This window comes from Peribacillus sp. NPDC101481, from assembly GCF_044767165.1.
Taxonomy (GTDB): domain Bacteria; phylum Bacillota; class Bacilli; order Bacillales; family DSM-1321; genus Peribacillus.
Genome location: NZ_JBIWNJ010000001.1, coordinates 1,710,413 through 1,727,621, shown reverse-complemented (window position 1 = coordinate 1,727,621; position 17,209 = coordinate 1,710,413). Strand labels below are relative to the sequence as shown.

The following is a 17,209-nucleotide window of genomic DNA, read 5'->3' as shown; positions in this document are numbered from 1 at the left end:
ACCCTTATAAAGTTATTTCAGGAAAGAAAATGAAGTTCATTCCCCGAAATGTTTCCAAAATTATTAAGGGGTAATTACTTTTGTATTTCACTTTCAATAAATCAACTCTAAACATTCAGATTTATTTTATTATGACTATATAGGATTTTACTATCATCAAAGGAGCGGCATATGAAAAAGTTTTTCTTCATCTTCATTTTGGCTTTAATCCCCTTCGCCTCTACAACTGTAAGTGCAGAATCTGACTTACCTCTCAATAGTGATGCCGGTATCATTATTGATGCGAAAAGTGGAAAAGTATTATACGAAAAAAACATGAATAAAAGTATGTATCCAGCCAGTCTAACGAAAGTTGCCACGGCTATATATGCTATAGAACACGGAGATATGAACGAACTAGTGACTGTAAGCAAGAAAGCAGCGAAGGCAGACGGGTCTTCGGTATTTATTGAACCTGGGGAGGAAATAGAGCTTTCCAAATTAATTGCAGGAATGCTAATCAACTCCGGAAATGATGCAGCCATGGCAATTGCCGAGCATATGTCTGGCAGTGAAAAACTGTTTATGGAAGATTTGAATGAGTTTTTAAGAAAAGAAGTAAACGTCACCGATACTCATTTTACGAACCCCCATGGATTGTTTGACAAAGACCATTTAACTACAGCCAGTGACCTTGCGAAAATTACCCAATATGCAATGAAAAATGAAACTTTCCGTGAGTATTTTGGGAAGAAGGCTTTACCATGGGAAGTGGAAACATGGGACACGACTCTAATTACCCATCATAAAATGTTAAAAGGAGAACTCCCCTATAAGGGAATAACCGGCGGGAAAACCGGTTTCGTCAGTCAATCCGGCTACACCCTGATTTCCACTGCCACCAGAGGTGATCAGGAATTGATTGCTGTCACTCTAAAAGCTCCTTCAGACAAGATTGCCTACGCTGATACCAAGCTTTTATTCAACTATGGCTTTGATAACTTTATATCAGGTAAAATTGATAAAAAAAGCAAACTTTATTCAGCGGACTACTCTCATTCCTACACGCTGAACGAAGACTTATACTATACTCATTCAAGCAGTGATCAACCTAGTCTAAAAACGGGTAATGATGGAATTCTCTCAATCATGAACCAAGAGGGGGAAGCAATAGAATCCTTTGACCTTAAAACGGTCGCTGATGTTAGGAACACAGTATTGCCTGCCCCGATTAAAAAAGAAACAACCAATGATAAGCTAATTAAATTATCTGTCCCATCCCTAGGATTGGGAGGGTTTTAGGACTCGTTACTAATGAAAACCACTGACTGGCTAACAGAGGCGTTGCTGTCTATACATACCCAGCTTAAAAATAATATAAACAATAAAAGAGTGCCCTTATCATTTATTACTGATAGGTGTATTCTTTTATTTTTATTGATGATTCGAGCACAGGAATATTCTTATCTACTGCAAAACGATCTTGTTTTTAGATAGGACAACTTTATTATGTCAAATAAGATCATATTCCTGAATTCGGATATTTCCCTAAAATAATCAACCGAATTGGAAATGGAGTATATGACCATAATAGTATTAAAAAAACTATTAGGGATGATTTCATGATGTATATCTATAATGATTATGGGGGTACACATACCACGTCTATGGCTGCCGCATATCATTTAAAACAATTACCTCAATCGGAAAGAAAACTAACAAAGGAAGAAATATTAAATGTAAAATATTTCAATAAATTAACGAAAAAAGAGTTTGGAAAGCTGATTTTTCGCGGGACCGATGAAGATGGCAACTCAGTTTATACAATTGGACATAAAAGAGAAAAGCTTGTGGTTCCAGCATTAAAAGAATTGACATTACTACTAGAAGAAAAATTTCATTTTAACGAAAAAATAGTATTCTCCAATACATCACCAACGGTACCTATTGCTATGTCTATAGGGGGTTACCTATCAAGAGCATTAAAAATTGATTTTATAGGTGTACCATTATTAGTTATAGGTGCAAAACAATGCTGTGATAATATTTTTCGGTTGGTTGAAAATACGAAACAAATTGGAAAAGCAGCGAATGGGGAAAAAGTGATTATATTAGAGAATGAAATATATAAGTAATAATAATTATTGTAAAAGATTGCTTAGCCCATCGAAATTCGTTTTTGAAAGTGCAGTTTGTAACTTTATTAGGAATTAAAGTCAACGATTGATGTTGGCTTTTTTTTAGCTTCTGGGAGAATATACGCTATATAGACGTGGTGCTTGTTCAATGAACTTAATCGAACAATAAACCACCACCCGAAAGTGGAGGTTTATTAATTGAATCGAGGAAATTACTGTTCCTTTAAGCTGGTTACAGAAACACTTTGTTTTTTATTTGGATCATCAAGGGGATGGATTGTAGCTGTTCCATTTTGTTCATCGACGTGCTCGATATAGATGCTTTCCTCATTATAGGTTACATTAACCATATTTGGTGAAGAAGCAATTTCTTCTGCTCGTTGTGCTTTCATTTTAGCCACCTCCTTTGATTTTGCAATATGTATAATATTTGTTTCGGGTTACTTAGTTATACTTGTTGTATTAAAATTCTTCCAAGAATTCCTTAAACTTTACTTAAGATCGAGTTATATTTAAGGCAGCTTTTAACATTTCGGCAGGTTAGTTCAGAAGATTAAAATCAGTGATTTGGTATAATTACAGAAAATTAAAAAAGGTCAGGGGGATGTAAAATGAATATTAAAGGGTTTTCGATTTCCACTAATAAAAAGCATTTAGATGTGGATTTAATACATAATTTTTTGAATCAGGAAGCTTACTGGTCAAAGGGAATACCCAAGGAAACAGTAATAAAGTCAATTGAAAATACGACCTTATGTTTTGGGGTTTATAAAGGTGAAATAGGAAATGAAGATATTGAACAAGTTGGATTTGCAAGGGTAATAACCGATTTAGCAACCCATGCGTACCTTTGCGATGTGTTTATATTACCTGACTATCGTAAATTAGGATTATCAAAATGGTTAATGGAGGTTATCACCAATCATTCCGAACTAGAAGGGGTTCGCAGGTTTATGTTAGCTACCAATGATGCACATTCATTATATAAAAAATACGGTTTTAACCAGATTGATAATCCAGAGCTATTTATGCAAAAAGTCCGTAAATCCCCATCTTAACAATAAGAGTATTTTCATTAACAGGTGCGAAAGTTCTCTAAGGGGCAGTGACGAATTGCTCTTTTCTTATAGAGCAAAAGGGGCATTAGCTGAAGTGGAAATTCTGACTTATATGCAGGAATACAGTAAATTTACGAAAAGATATGAGGAATTAAAATGGAAAAAATTAATTTGATCAAGCAAAATCATAATGTAGTTCCAAATTATAAAGTAAATGATAAGGAAGTTTCTTTTGAAATATACATTAGTCCCAAACAAGAGGTCTGCATTATTGGGAAATTAGATAATAACTATATATGCTGGTGTTCTATAACTCCTATTTCTGACTATGAAAATAATTCTGCTATTTTTCAATATGTATCGAATCTCCAAACCAAAACGATATCAAATGATTATAAAGCTTTAGGAGATCGGTATAAAGAAGTGAAAAATTGGCATAGAATGCAGATTAGTAAGAGACCTTATCAAGATCAGTATCTTTATTATTCTCCAGTAAATTCTTCTTTCTTTACGGAAGGTAAATTTTTCGGAAGAGAAATCTATACATTTTATAAACAAGAGAGAGCCAAATGTGATTACAGGTTAATTGACGATGCTTATATAACTATTTTAAAAAGATATAAAAACATTTTAAATAAAGAAAATCAAGAATATAGTTATTATCATGAAATGAACCCACTAATTAAGATAATAAAAGATGAAAGTTACATAAAACTATGTCCAATATCAGAAATCAGACAATTATATTTAGAATGCCTAGAAAAATGTGATGATATATATAACCGATATATGACAGAGGTTCGTTAAAAAATATTTTGCGGATTGGTTTTGAGGGTAGTCCTATATAAAAATTAGAAATAATAAAATGACTTACAGAGTGTTAGTTTTCATTACTTTTGTAAAAGGAAGTAATTGCATTTTCATTGAAAGTCTATAAGAAATCGTGAAGGTTTGTAATTAAACTAACGGAAAAGTTTATATCCTGCATAATCGTGCACAGAATGTCGGATGATTAGTTTCAACTCCTGCTATTCTGTTGATATAAGGGAGGTCATATTGAATGGATTTGCTCAAAAATATGAATGGTGCCATTAAATTCATTGAAGAAAATCTTACGAACGAAATTGACTTTAAGGAGGTTGCAAGGATAGCTTATTGCTCGGAATATCATTTTAAAAGGATGTTTTCCTTCCTTGCAGGTATTTCACTATCCGAGTATATCCGCCGAAGACGGCTTACACTTGCAGCGTTTGAGCTTAAAGATAACAACATGAAGGTCCTTGATATAGCGATAAAGTACGGGTACAGCTCACCGGACTCTTTTGCGAGAGCGTTTCAACATTTGCATGGCATCACACCATCTGAAGCGAGAAGTAATGGCCATTCACTTAAAGCCTATCCACCGATGTCCTTCCAATTATCCATTAAAGGAGGCAGTGAAATGAACTATCGAATTGAAGAAAAAGAGGCGTTTCACATAATTGGAATTAAAAAAAGAGTTCCAATCATTTTTAACGGGGTTAATCCAGAGATTGCATCGATGTGGAAAAGTTTAGACGAGAAAACGATAAATGAACTTAAACACCTATCGAATGTCGAGCCATTAGGACTGCTTAGTGCATCTGCGAACTTTTCCGAAGGCAGGTTGGAGGAAAGAGGGGAGCTTGATCATTATATCGGCGCAGCAACAACGAGGGAATGTCCAGAAAACTTAACACAGCTGAAAGTGGATGCATCTACATGGGCGGTATTCGAAGCAGTCGGACCCTTTCCTGAAACACTGCAAAATGTATGGGGCAGGATTTATTCCGAATGGTTTCCATCCTCTAACTATGAACAAAGAGAAGGGCCGGAAATCCTTTGGAATGAAAATAAAGATATAACCTCACCAACATTTAGAAGTGAAATATGGATCCCCGTTATGAAAAAGTAAATATAGGCAAAAGATTTATTCGAAGAGCTGTCTTAAGGCAGCTTTTTTTCCTGTGGAAAAAAAGGAAGGTTAATGAGGGAGAGCTAGGTAATATTTGCTTTAACGAGCTATAATGATGGATAGAAAGTGCTTATATAAGGAGATTGAAAAATGCCTGTTATTGAGTATCAACAATTTATTAAAGCACCAGTTGAATTATGTTTTGACCTAGCGAGGAGCGTGGATATCCATACTAAAACGACAGCGAAAACAAAGGAAATTGCTGTTGATGGTGTGACAGAAGGGCTTTTAGAAAAGGGAGATACTGTTACTTGGGAAGCCATTCACTTTGGTATTAAACAAAGGCTGAAAGCCAAAGTGACATTAATGGAAAAACCAAATAAGTTTGTAGATATTATGGTGAAGGGTGCCTTCCATTCATTCATACACACACATCAGTTTATAGAAGAACAGGGCGGAACTATAATGATGGATAAATTTCAATATAAGTCACCGTTCGGTCCGATTGGAGTTTTAGCTGATAAGTTGTTTTTAGAGAAGTATATGAGAGCATTTATCGTTTCTCGTGCAAAGGCACTGAAAAAGATTGCCGAGAATATGAACTAGGTTAGTGGCAGGTCAGTTCATAAAGAAAGCAGGTAGAAGCAAGAAATGTTGAATTTGACCAAACTATCACACTTAATAATTATGACATTTGTGACATTGAACTACATGAGAAAACACAACTGGTAAGTAGTTATAGAACTAATGGGTGCTTTAGCTGAAGTTCGTAGCTGTCTCTTTATCACCGGCACCCTGAACATTAGCAATTGGCTCGGCTCAGCGGTACAACCGTGTTAGGCCCGCGGATACAACCGGCCTTTATTTATAATTACGGATCAAATCGTTTGGCTGCGATTTGATCTTTTTATTTGTTTTTATAAGAATAACACAGGTAGAACAAATGTTCCAGTGTAAAAGTGTAAAATTATTACTTTTTTTGAAAAATCAGCTCTGATAAAAAGTATTGTTGATTTTCTTGAAGACTAAAGGGGCAGGTTAGCTAGGGAGCCGTAGTGTTTCCCAACTTTGTAAGAGTCATGTGATATAATTATCCAAAAAAGGATAATTTTATTTGAGCGCGCTAATTATCTCTATATATTTAACTATTACACTTTTATCGCTTACTTTCGCTGGACCTTATTCTCCATTGGTGGGACTTGCAGTTGGATTGCCATTACATATACTAATATTACTTACACAAATATATAAAGAATTAAAAGTGATATCTAAAAAACTATACGAATAATTTTGTCAACTCTACGTTCTGTGTAGTAGACATGAGCTATGGTTAAACCAAAAAAAGAAAGGGGTGAAGTTCTTTGGGTTACAATATCGGTGATATGGTATATCAACTTATTATGTTTGTTTTGTTGATTGGGGGGATATTTGCTGTTTACTTTTTTGTTCGTTCTCTTCTTACAAGGTCAAAACAAACCAATAAAATAGAACAAAAACTTGATAGAGTAATTGAGATGCTTGAAAAGGATAAAAGAGATTAATTTCTTTTAATCCTTTTCTTTTTTTGTTCCACACAGGCCACTCTATCGGCGCAGGTTAGTCCAATAAGAAGCCGAATATACTCTAGTGATTTCATCTAGTGCAAAAAAGATTATTGAGCAAATAACCGCAAAGATAAAGAAACCTCCTGGGTCAATAAAGTATGTAGCCAATCCAAAACCAATATGTATTACTCCAGATAACCAGAAACGAATATTGAAATACTTCATTGAAATAAATTCAGCAATGAGTGAGACTGGTAAGCCATAAAAGAAATTTCCCATTAAACTATAAAAAAATACAATAAGAATAATCTGAAAGAAATCTCCATCTAATTTAAAGGATGGTTCTTCAAAAATCGAGACAAGAAATAAACCAATAGTAAAGGTTAATGATGAGTAGAATGCCACTTTAATTTTTCTGAAATGGTCTTTAAACAGAAGCTTTCTAATCACAGGAAATAAAAACGCAATCGTTATTAAAGCAAGTAAAGTTTTAATTATGATCGGTGTAGTTGAAACTAGTACTATTGTCAACAGAACAAGCATGGAGAAAACAAGAATATAAGAATTTCCTTTTATCATAAATACCTCGAACCTTTTTACCTTCATTGTACAATAAGCTGATGTTAGTAGGATATTACAAAACAATTATCATCTTCACAGAGATAAATCCTTTTTGAATGTTCGTATTATTAGTGATAAGGTGTCCGGCAGTTCGACGCTGTGTCAGGTGAAGGTGTATGAAATTTCAAAACAGTAAAAATACGCTGTTAAACTGTTTTATTTCTCATCAACTAAGGGTGGTTAAAAAAGTTTTCGGTGATTTTGTGTCAATATCCTAATTAGAACATATGTTGAATTAACCCATTTAATTTTTTCCTCCTAAAACAAATAAGGAGATGTTTCTATTGTCAAATTGTGGTCATGAATCAAATTGCGGTTGCGGTAACGATGTTGGTGGATTTGGTGGCGGTTTCGCTTTTATAGTCGTTTTGTTTATCCTTTTAATCATCGTTGGAGCTGCTTGTTTCGGCGGCGGCGATGGAGGTAATGGTGGCTGTTATCCCGTTCAAGGATATGGCGGTTTCTGCTAACAAATGTATAAAGAAAAGCCGACCTTTATTGGTCGGCTTCTTTTATTGCTGATTTTATACTATCGCGAAGTAAGCTTTATGACTGATTCGATAATCATATCCCAGTCTTCACTATGAATCTCATGCCCTGATCCATCAAGAGTCACTAATTCAGCGTGAGGGATGGCTTTCGCAAGAGCAAGTCCGTGCTCGTATGGCAGGGCTGGATCTTCTGTGCCATGAATGATGAGGACAGGTACGGAAATCTCACCCATTCGATCGAAATATTCGTCTCCGCCAGCAAGCATGGCATGATTGAATCTGCTCGGTAGCTGTTTGGCACGGTCAGCCTCTCTTTTTGCCAGTTTATGCATTCTTTCCTGCTCATAAGGTTTGGAACCGGCTAAAGTTTTCCAGCCATCCGCAAGATAAGCGATGACCGTCTCCCGATTTGACCAATCAATGGAAGCACTTTTTGCATGATGATCCAATATGCTCTGATCCATTGGAGGCAGTTTTTCCATTACTGTCCCGAACACGCTTGATGCAATTAGCGTAAGCGTATTTACGCGTTCCGGATATCTTAAGGCAAGAATCTGGCCGACCATACCGCCTAGGGACATTCCAACGATAGAAGCCCGCCCTATGGAATAAGCGTCCAGGACACCAGCGGCATCGTCAGCCAAATCCGTTATTGTATAGTTGGAGGTACCGGGTTCATAAACGGTAGACCGGCCCAGATCCCGATGATCGTAGCGAATGACAAATCTCCCCGAATCGGCAAGGCGGAGACAGAAGTCATCATCCCACCAGTCTAATGAAGACATCGCTCCCATGATCAAAAGCACGGCAGGGTCCTTAGGGTTTCCAAAACTTTCAGTACATATATCCACTTTATTTATTTTCAGTATCTGTTCACTCATGTTTTTTACCTCCGTATTAAATATTATCCAATAGCCGTTACCATGGCGCAGATCAATATATACTTTCCGGAGCATGATGATTGGCCTGCGCTTTTAATTATCGCAGTCTAACCCACTTAATAATCATGACGAGGCCTCCTTTTAATAGTTGTAAAAATGGGAGGTATCCCTATATTACTGTAACATGGGGGATTTCTTTACGCCACCAAATTTTCCCACATTTCCATGCGGACAGAAAACCCCGAATACAGAGCACCTTTTTTGGTGCCATTTATTCGGGGTTTTTAAAATGCATTTTCGTTTTATTGAGCTGTATATCCGCCATCTAACACGACTGCCTGGCCTGTGACGCCCCTTGCTTTGTCGCTTGCTAGGAAAATGGCGTAGTCGGCAATTTCACTTACATCGAGTAAGCGGTTTTGTGGGACAAGTGGATAGATGACCTCTTCCAAAACGCTTTCCAGAGGAACTTGTCTTGTTTTCGCCAGGTCCTCCAGTTGACCGCGGACGAGAGGCGTGTCCACGTATCCTGGGCAAAGGGCATTGACGGTTATGCCAAAAGAGGCGCTTTCCAAGGCGGCTACTTTCGTCAATCCGATTACACCGTGTTTGGCACTGTTGTACGCTGCTTTGTTGGCGAATCCAATCAGACCGTTAATGGAAGAGATGTTGATTATCCTGCCGAAGCCCTGTTCTTTCATGATGGGCAAAACGTTCTTAATTGAAATGAACGGCGCGGTCAGCATGATTTTGATCATCAGTTCGAATTTTTCAGTTGGAAACTCTTCAATTGGTGCAACATGCTGAAGGCCGGCGTTATTGATGAAAATATCTATTCGTCCGTATTTGTCTTTAGCTTGTTTGATTAGTTGGATAATATCATCTTCACTTGTTACGTCAGCTTTTAAGCCGATAACCTCCAAGCCGTTGTTCCTAAGGTCTTGAGCAGCTTTTTCAACTGTGTTTTGATCAAGGTCGGACAAAACGACCTTTGCACCATTTTCAGCAAATATCTTTCCAATCTCAAAGCCGATCCCTCTAGCGGATCCGGTAATTATCGCCACTTTATCTTTAACCATATTACATTCCTCCAATAAAAAATGTAATGGTCCAGGTCTGTCATTTTATGTCGTAAACAGGGAATATTTCACAGAGTAAGCTCCATTGGAAATATAAAGGGAAGGTTATTAAAAATATGATTTAGGTTAATGAGTAAGAGTCTATCATGATTTTCTTGATAACAAAAGAATTTTATTTCCCCTTATCGTTGGCATGGATATTGCATATATAAAAAGGCGAGTAAATAAAGGTAATTGAAACGGAAAGGGGAAGCTGGATGATTAAAAAAATAGCCATTATCGGTTCTGGTGTAATGGGGAGTGGAATCGCTCAGTCTTTTGCAGTTAGCGGGTATTTCGTCACCATTAACGATATTAAGGATGAGTTGCTACACCGTGCCCAAAATCGAATTTCTGAGAATCTATCATTGCTCATCGAGGAAGGGGTTTTGACTGATCAGGAAAAGCAAGTAGCTTTAGCCCATATTACATATAGCGTGGATTTGGAAGGGGCAGTAAGAGATGCTGATTTTATCATTGAGGCCATTCCGGAAGTCATCGAGCTGAAGTTGAATCTATATGAGCAAATGGAGGAAATAATCAAACCGGATGCCATTGTTGCCTCCAATACATCGACCATTCCAATTTCTCAATTGATGGAGAAGGCATCGTTTGCGGACCGAATGATCATCACGCATTTCTTTAATCCTGGCCATTTGGTTCCATTGGTTGAAATTGTTAAGCATGACGAAACAAAGCCGGAAATCGTAAAGACAACAATGGATTTGATGCGTAAAATCGGCAAGTCTCCGATTCTCTTGAAAAAAGAAATAGCAGGATTCATTGCCAATCGTCTCCAGACTGCCTTGATGCGGGAAGCCTTTTATCTATTAAAAGAGGGCGTTGCCAATGCTGAGGATATCGATACAGCGATAACGGCTGGACCAGGTTTTCGATGGGCATTCACCGGACCGATCGAGATTGCTGACTTTGGCGGTCTGGACACTTGGCAGCGTGTTTTCGATAATGTTGCACCGGCATTGGATCAGAGTAAGGAAGCCCCTGATTTGATTAGTGATTTGGTGGCCGAGGGAAAGCTTGGGACGAAGTCGGGAGAAGGGATTTTTACGTATGAAGAATCTACCGTTTCCCAGAAAATCAATGAGCGGGACCGTAATTTTATTAAACTGGGAAAATTAAAAATGGAGAAGGAGGAAGTGTTATGAGAGAAGTAGTGATTGTAGGGGCAGCAAGAACACCAGTTGGTGCGTTTGGAGGCAGTCTTGCCAATGTTTCAGCGGTCGACTTGGGAGTCGTGGCAGCTAAGGAAGCGATTAAGCGGGCAAATATCTCGGCTGATTTGATCGATGAAGTATTGGTTGGGAATATTCTCTCTGCTGGATTAGGGCAAAATGTGGCACGTCAGGTTGCGATTCATGCAGGGATTCCGGAAACAACGCCGGCCATGGCCATTAATAAACTTTGCGGATCTGGCCTTCGTACAGTCATAATGGGAGCGCAATTCATTGCCCTTGGAGATGCTGATGTGATTCTTGCCGGGGGTATAGAAAGCATGAGCAATGCTCCGTATTTACTTCCAAATTATCGTTTTGGGCAGAAAATGGGTAACGCCGAAGCGGTGGATTCAATGACTTATGACGCCTTAACGGATGTGTTTAATCAATATCATATGGGTGTGACTGCAGAAAATATCGCCGAGCAGTGGGAAATCAGCCGTGAAAAGCAGGATGAATTTGCTTTAGAGAGTCAAATGAAAGCTGAAAAGGCGCAGCTTGAAGGACGATTTGCAGATGAAATCGTACCTGTTGAATATAAACGCAGAGGAAAGACGATCTTGGTTGACCAAGATGAACACCCGCGTCATGGGCTGACGTTAGACCAACTTACGAAGCTGCGTCCTGCTTTTAAGGAAAATGGAACGGTTACGGCAGGAAATGCATCCGGAATCAATGATGGGGGTGCGATGTTGGTCCTGATGTCTAGAGAAAAAGCAGACGAGCTGGGATTGGAAGCATTAGCAACCATCAAGTCATATGCAAACGCCGCGCTTGATCCGAAAATCATGGGATACGGTCCAGTTCCTGCGACAAGGAAAGCTTTGGCAAAAGCAGGATTGACAATAGAAGATATTGATTTGATGGAAGTGAATGAAGCCTTTGCGGCACAGTCACTCGCCGTGCTTAAGGACCTTGAACTGCAGCCGGAGAAAGTGAATGTGAATGGAGGGGCGATTGCCCTGGGTCATCCGGTAGGCGCTTCCGGTGCCCGCATCTTAGTGACTTTATTGTATGAAATGAAGCGCAGGGATGCAAAAACCGGCCTTGCCACCTTATGTATCGGTGGCGGGCAAGGAACTGCGCTGATTGTGGAGCGGTAATGACTTGGCCTCATTTTCCTATGATATAATGGAGGAAACTTCAGACGGGTTAAGGAGAATAGGAATGGTCAGCGATAATAAAACTATTCAATTGGAATTAGTGAAAGCGATATTGGAAGAATTGCCTTTTGGTGTTTTGGTGACGAAAAACGAAAAAGAAATCGTTCTAAGCAATCGCGTATTATCTGAGGCTTTTGCTGAGAATCAATTTGAGATGCAAATAAAATTGATTTTAGAAAAAAACCTTGTACCAGCTGTAAATACTCCGATCCGCTTGAATGATAATAATGGGATTGTCAGAAAAGCCATCATTCAAATGGGTGATGAGGAGTATCAGATTTACCTCCTATTGTTTACAAATAATAAAAGTGATTTTCTTAATATCGATAATCATGAAGAACTTCTGTTTAAGGATATTATCGAGTTTGCTTATGATGGCTTGGTGATGGTTGATACGGAAGGGTATGTCCAAATGCTGAGCCACGCTTATGCGGATTTTCTTGGGGTCGATCAGGAAAGCTCGATAGGGAAACATGTAACGGAGGTCATTGAAAACACCCGTATGCATGTGGTCGCCAAAACTGGCAAGCAAGAGGTCGCTGAATTACAAAAAATTAAAGATAATTATATTATTGCGACCCGCTCCCCGATACGGAAACAAGATAAATTAATAGGAGCGGTCGGAAAGATCCTTTTTAAGAATGTCGGGCAATTTACCGCTCTTTCCAAGCGGATAAATTCACTTGAAGTAGAGCTGAAAAAGTACAAAGGCGATTTTCGCGAGAGAAATAAGGCCTCATATACGTTTGATCATTTGATGGGAAGAAGTCCTGCTTTCATGGAAGTGAAAGGTCAAGCCAAAATTGCAGCTAAAAGCGACTCGAATGTGTTGATTTTGGGCGAAAGCGGAACAGGTAAGGAGCTGTTTGCCCATTCCATTCATAATGATAGCAGACGCGCCATGGGCGTGTTTGTCAAAGTGAACTGTGCCGCCATACCGGCAGAGCTGCTGGAGTCAGAGCTTTTTGGTTATGAAGAGGGTTCTTTCACTGGTGCAAAAAAAGGCGGAAAAGCAGGTAAGTTCGAAGCGGCTGAAGGCGGAACGATTTTTCTCGATGAAATTGGTGAGCTGCCACTGCATATGCAGGTGAAGCTGCTCCGTGTTTTACAAGAAAAAGAGATTGAGAGAGTAGGTTCTACGGGAAGTATTCCGATTGATGTACGGGTAATCGCTGCAACGAACCGTAATCTGGAGGAAATGGTCTCGAAAGGGGAATTCCGGCTTGATATGTATTACCGGTTGAAGGTCTTGCAAATCCAGGTTCCTTCCTTAAGGGAGCGACCGGAGGACATTGAAATACTGGGAAATCATTTTGTTGAAAAGTATCAGAACCTTATGAAAAAACGCGTAATGGGAATGAGTGATCAAGCATTACGGCTGCTTCGTCTTTATAAATGGCCGGGGAATATTCGTGAGTTGGAGAATATCATTGAACGCGCAATGAATATTGTTGAAGAAGGGGAAATGATACGTTCCAAGCATCTCCCTAAAGAAATAACGGGTCATAAAGAATCAGTATCGATCCGTACCTTGGCTGAAGTAATGGATGAAACGGAACGGGCTGCAATCGTTTCATGCTTGGAAATGACCTCAGGCAATAAATCAGAAACGGCAAAGAGACTCGGAGTTAGTCGAACAACGCTGTATGAAAAAATGAATAAATATGGTTTATGACTGCAGAAAGTGCCCTTTAGCTCAAGGGCACTTTTTTTATACTTTTTAACCTCCTCTTAAGAATAGATACACATTTGTGCATATTTTTCACTAGCAAATATTTGCGTGTGTTAGGAAATCCGTACATAAAACGAAAGGAAATTTGAAAGTTGTAAGAAAAGTCTTACACTTTTTTAAAGTTAATACTTAGGTGTACTGAAACCTTGACAGTTTTAAGGGACTTTAGCTCTTAAAAGGGAAATAAACTGTTGGAAAAGGCTTTAAAGATGAGATTTTTCATTGCATTAAAGTTGGCACAATAATTGCATAATTACTTAGTGAATGGCCTATCTGTCATTTTATACTGTTTTTTCACGTAAAATGAAAAGGGATTTCGTAATTCAGCAAATTGTTGAAAGCGTTCTCAAAAATTGGAAGATCATTCAGCCTGACTTGGGGAAGGCAGGCTTGGATGGTAAAAGCGGAAAGATTAAAAATGTGGAATTTAGGAGATTAATAGTTCTATTTAAATGCTGCCGAAATAATTTTGGGGCAAGGGGAGAAAAGGGGGAATTGAGTTGGTGATTCAAATTTTAGCCATTGTTGTGGCGCTGGGACTTTTAATCTTTTTAGCCTACCGGGGCTATCCGGTCATTATCATAGCGCCGGTTGTTACTTTACTGGCGGTCATCTTATCCGGTGGACACTTGCTGCCGAGTTACACAGAGACATATATGACGTTTGCGGCTAACTATATAAAAGCGTTTTTCCCGATATTTTTATTAGGGGCCGTATTTGGAAAAGTCATGGAGATGAGCGGTGCAGCTGCATCCATCGCCAAGACCATCGTAAAATCACTAGGCTCAAAGCAGGCCATTCTTGCTGTAGTGCTGGCGTGTTCGGCGCTGACATATGGCGGGGTTTCATTGTTTGTAGTGGCATTCGCCGTTTATCCATTCGCAGCGGCAATTTTTAAAGAAGCAGACATTCCAAAAAGATTATTGCCGGGAACGATTGCATTAGGTGCTTTCACTTATACGATGGATGCCCTTCCTGGAACACCTCAGATTCAAAATATCATTCCAACGAATTATTTCGGAACAGATACGTATGCAGCTCCAGTAATGGGGATTATTGGCGCGATCATGGTATTTACAGGAGGAATGATCTGGTTAGAGCGTCGCCGTAAACAAGCGTTGGCAAATGGTGAAGGATACGGGGAAGGACATATTAATGAGCCAGAAAGTGCAGAACAGCAAAACCTGCCTAACTTTTGGCTGTCCATCGTACCGCTCATCCTTGTCGTAGCATTTAATTTTGCTTTCAGCCGCAGTGCCATTTCGGTTAAGCACTGGTATGATGCATCGATGTTGAAGGAAACTTTCAACATTGCAGATGTAAGCACTGTCACTTCAACCTGGTCTTTGATTGTGGCACTGACAATCGGTATCATTGCAGCGATGCTTCTGAATGTTGGACGCATCAAGGTCAAATTGGCAAGTGGATTAACAGCTGCGGCAATGGGATCATTGCTTGCGATATTCAATACCGCTTCTGAAGTTGGTTTTGGGAATGTTGTGAAAACGCTACCTGGATTCTCGGTCATTCAAAACTGGGTGTTCAATGCAAGCGGTAATCCACTTGTATCCGAAGCTATTGCCGTCAATGTGCTGGCAGGGATTACCGGATCTGCATCTGGTGGACTTTCGATTGCGTTGGAAGTAATGGGAGGTCACTATTTGCAGGTGGCCCAAAGTGTCGGAATCACCCCGGAAATGCTTCATCGAATTGCATCCATGGCATCTGGCGGAATGGATACACTGCCGCATAATGGTGCCGTCATTACCTTACTTGCCATTACTGGACTGACACATCGTCAATCTTACAAGGATATCTTTGCGATTACGATTTTAAAAACAGTGACCGTGTTCATCATAGCTTTTGCAACATCACTGTTTATTTAATAGAATAGTATTAAGAATGGAGATGATGGAAAATGAGTAAATTATTAACATCTTTTGATAGCGCTATTCAACAAATCGAGGATGGAGCAACCATTATCGTAGGCGGGTTCGGATTAAGCGGAATACCAGAAAAACTGATCATTGCTTTGCGTAACAAAGGTGTAAAGGATTTGACGATTGTCAGCAACAATTGCGGTGTCGATGACTGGGGTCTGGGTCTATTGCTTGAAAATAAACAAATCAAAAAAATGATCGCTTCTTATGTTGGGGAAAATAAGTTATTTGAACAGCAATTTTTAAGCGGCGAGCTGGAGGTCGAGCTAGTTCCCCAAGGAACGCTGGCCGAGCGTTTAAGAGCGGGCGGAGCGGGAATTCCTGCCTTTTATACAGCTACAGGAGTAGGAACGGAAGTCGCAAAAGGTAAAGAACATAAAGAGTTTGATGGCCGCACATACATTATGGAAAAAGGAATAGTCGGAGATTTTGCCTTTGTAAAAGCCTGGAAAGCAGATCATTTCGGTAATCTTGTATATCGTAAAACGGCAAGGAATTTTAACCCTGTCGTTGCCACCGCAGGGAAAGTCACGCTTGTCGAAGTGGAGGAGCTTGTGGGCACAGGGGAGCTCGATCCGGATGAAATTCATACTTCAGGAGTTTATGTACAGAAAGTGCTTGTAGGGAATGACTATGAAAAACGAATTGAAAGACTTACAACTGCTAACGCATAAAAAAGGAGGAGTATCGAATGACTAGACAACTAATCTTAGAACGGGCCGTTAAAGAAATCCAAGACGGTATGTGTGTAAATTTAGGGATTGGAATGCCGACCTTGATTGCCAACATGATCCCGAATGACTTTAATGTCATGCTTCAATCGGAAAATGGCTTACTCGGAATCGGCCCTTATCCACAAAAGGATGAAGTCGATCCGGATTTGATCAATGCAGGAAAAGAAACAGTAACCGCAAAAGCAGGGGCATCATTTTTTGATAGCGCTGAATCGTTTGCAATGATTCGCGGCGGCCACATCGATCTAGCCATTTTAGGCGGGATGGAAGTTTCCGAAAATGGGGACTTGGCAAACTGGATGATTCCAGGGAAGATGGTAAAAGGAATGGGAGGAGCGATGGACCTCGTCCAAGGCGCAAAACGTATTGTTGTCATCATGGACCATGTGAACAAGCATGGGGAATCCAAAGTGAAAAAAAGCTGTACATTGCCATTGACGGGAGAAAAAGTCGTCCATTGCCTGATTACCGAACTGGCTGTTTTTCAATTTACAGAAGCTGGCATGGAATTGATTGAACTGCAAAATGGCGTAACACTTGATGAAGTGAAAAGCAAAACAGAGGCCGACTTTACAGTTAGCCCCTCTATTGAAATTAAAGCGTAAATTAAAGAGAATAATAAAATAATACATGATTAGACTG

General features: G+C 39.3%; 18 protein-coding genes. 14 read left to right on the top strand and 4 right to left on the bottom strand.

Annotated features, from left to right (window positions below):
* Positions 1–171: 171 nt before the first annotated feature.
* A complete protein-coding gene (locus tag ACIROD_RS08345; RefSeq protein ID WP_402939486.1) occupies positions 172–1,281 on the top strand; it encodes a D-alanyl-D-alanine carboxypeptidase family protein in 1,110 nt (369 codons plus the stop codon).
* A 320-nt stretch (positions 1,282–1,601) separates the two neighbouring features.
* Complete coding sequence (locus tag ACIROD_RS08340; protein ID WP_101223204.1) at positions 1,602–2,114, top strand: DUF3189 family protein; 513 nt, start codon at positions 1,602–1,604, stop codon at positions 2,112–2,114.
* Between the two features lie 215 nt (positions 2,115–2,329).
* On the opposite strand, the gene ACIROD_RS08335 is transcribed toward ACIROD_RS08340, so the two are convergent.
* Positions 2,330–2,509 carry a small acid-soluble spore protein H gene (locus ACIROD_RS08335; RefSeq protein ID WP_101223203.1) on the bottom strand — a complete coding sequence of 60 codons (180 nt, stop codon included), beginning with the start codon at positions 2,507–2,509 and terminating at the stop codon, positions 2,330–2,332.
* Between the two features lie 219 nt (positions 2,510–2,728).
* Between ACIROD_RS08335 and ACIROD_RS08330 the strand changes: the two genes are divergently transcribed.
* From ACIROD_RS08330 to ACIROD_RS08310, 5 genes are all read left to right on the top strand, one after another.
* Entirely contained in the window at positions 2,729–3,175 is a 447-nt protein-coding gene (locus ACIROD_RS08330; protein WP_101223202.1) for a GNAT family N-acetyltransferase, read from the top strand.
* A 156-nt stretch (positions 3,176–3,331) separates the two neighbouring features.
* Positions 3,332–3,982 carry a hypothetical protein gene (locus ACIROD_RS08325; RefSeq protein WP_402939482.1) on the top strand — a complete coding sequence of 217 codons (651 nt, stop codon included), beginning with the start codon at positions 3,332–3,334 and terminating at the stop codon, positions 3,980–3,982.
* 253 nt (positions 3,983–4,235) lie between these two features.
* Positions 4,236–5,108 (top strand): AraC family transcriptional regulator, encoded by an 873-nt coding sequence (locus ACIROD_RS08320; RefSeq protein WP_402939479.1) that lies wholly within the window; start codon positions 4,236–4,238, stop codon positions 5,106–5,108.
* Between the two features lie 150 nt (positions 5,109–5,258).
* Positions 5,259–5,714, top strand: a complete 456-nt coding sequence (locus ACIROD_RS08315; protein WP_101223199.1) for an SRPBCC family protein — start codon at positions 5,259–5,261, stop codon at positions 5,712–5,714.
* A gap of 755 nt (positions 5,715–6,469) precedes the next feature.
* On the top strand, positions 6,470–6,649 hold the full coding sequence (locus ACIROD_RS08310; protein WP_402939475.1) for a DUF4083 domain-containing protein: 180 nt from the start codon (positions 6,470–6,472) through the stop codon (positions 6,647–6,649).
* A 42-nt stretch (positions 6,650–6,691) separates the two neighbouring features.
* Here the strand turns inward: ACIROD_RS08310 and ACIROD_RS08305 are convergent, their stop codons facing one another.
* A complete protein-coding gene (locus ACIROD_RS08305) occupies positions 6,692–7,231 on the bottom strand; it encodes a hypothetical protein (RefSeq protein ID WP_402939473.1) in 540 nt (179 codons plus the stop codon).
* Positions 7,232–7,557: 326 nt separating this feature from the next.
* Between ACIROD_RS08305 and ACIROD_RS08300 the strand changes: the two genes are divergently transcribed.
* Entirely contained in the window at positions 7,558–7,743 is a 186-nt protein-coding gene (locus ACIROD_RS08300; protein WP_286141416.1) for a YjcZ family sporulation protein, read from the top strand.
* A 59-nt stretch (positions 7,744–7,802) separates the two neighbouring features.
* Here the strand turns inward: ACIROD_RS08300 and mleCBF are convergent, their stop codons facing one another.
* A complete protein-coding gene (gene mleCBF, locus ACIROD_RS08295) occupies positions 7,803–8,645 on the bottom strand; it encodes a CBF family alpha/beta fold macrolide esterase (protein ID WP_402939469.1) in 843 nt (280 codons plus the stop codon).
* 302 nt (positions 8,646–8,947) lie between these two features.
* Positions 8,948–9,724, bottom strand: coding sequence for a 3-hydroxybutyrate dehydrogenase (locus ACIROD_RS08290; RefSeq protein WP_101223195.1), 777 nt, complete (start codon positions 9,722–9,724; stop codon positions 8,948–8,950).
* Between the two features lie 257 nt (positions 9,725–9,981).
* Between ACIROD_RS08290 and ACIROD_RS08285 the strand changes: the two genes are divergently transcribed.
* The 6 genes from ACIROD_RS08285 to ACIROD_RS08260 all read left to right on the top strand — a co-directional run bounded on the left by ACIROD_RS08285 (position 9,982) and on the right by ACIROD_RS08260 (position 17,172).
* Complete coding sequence (locus ACIROD_RS08285; protein WP_402939466.1) at positions 9,982–10,929, top strand: 3-hydroxyacyl-CoA dehydrogenase family protein; 948 nt, start codon at positions 9,982–9,984, stop codon at positions 10,927–10,929.
* Positions 10,926–12,101 carry an acetyl-CoA C-acetyltransferase gene (locus ACIROD_RS08280; RefSeq protein ID WP_402939463.1) on the top strand — a complete coding sequence of 392 codons (1,176 nt, stop codon included), beginning with the start codon at positions 10,926–10,928 and terminating at the stop codon, positions 12,099–12,101. The genes ACIROD_RS08285 and ACIROD_RS08280 overlap by 4 nt, the downstream gene beginning before the upstream one ends.
* Positions 12,102–12,165: 64 nt before the next feature.
* On the top strand, positions 12,166–13,836 hold the full coding sequence (locus ACIROD_RS08275; RefSeq protein WP_230178211.1) for a sigma-54 interaction domain-containing protein: 1,671 nt from the start codon (positions 12,166–12,168) through the stop codon (positions 13,834–13,836).
* A 557-nt stretch (positions 13,837–14,393) separates the two neighbouring features.
* On the top strand, positions 14,394–15,779 hold the full coding sequence (locus ACIROD_RS08270) for a GntP family permease (RefSeq protein ID WP_402939459.1): 1,386 nt from the start codon (positions 14,394–14,396) through the stop codon (positions 15,777–15,779).
* Positions 15,780–15,811: 32 nt separating this feature from the next.
* Positions 15,812–16,507: a CoA transferase subunit A gene (locus tag ACIROD_RS08265; protein WP_034309718.1), complete on the top strand. Its 696-nt coding sequence runs from the start codon at positions 15,812–15,814 to the stop codon at positions 16,505–16,507.
* A 17-nt stretch (positions 16,508–16,524) separates the two neighbouring features.
* Complete coding sequence (locus ACIROD_RS08260; RefSeq protein WP_101223188.1) at positions 16,525–17,172, top strand: 3-oxoacid CoA-transferase subunit B; 648 nt, start codon at positions 16,525–16,527, stop codon at positions 17,170–17,172.
* Positions 17,173–17,209: the final 37 nt, after the last annotated feature.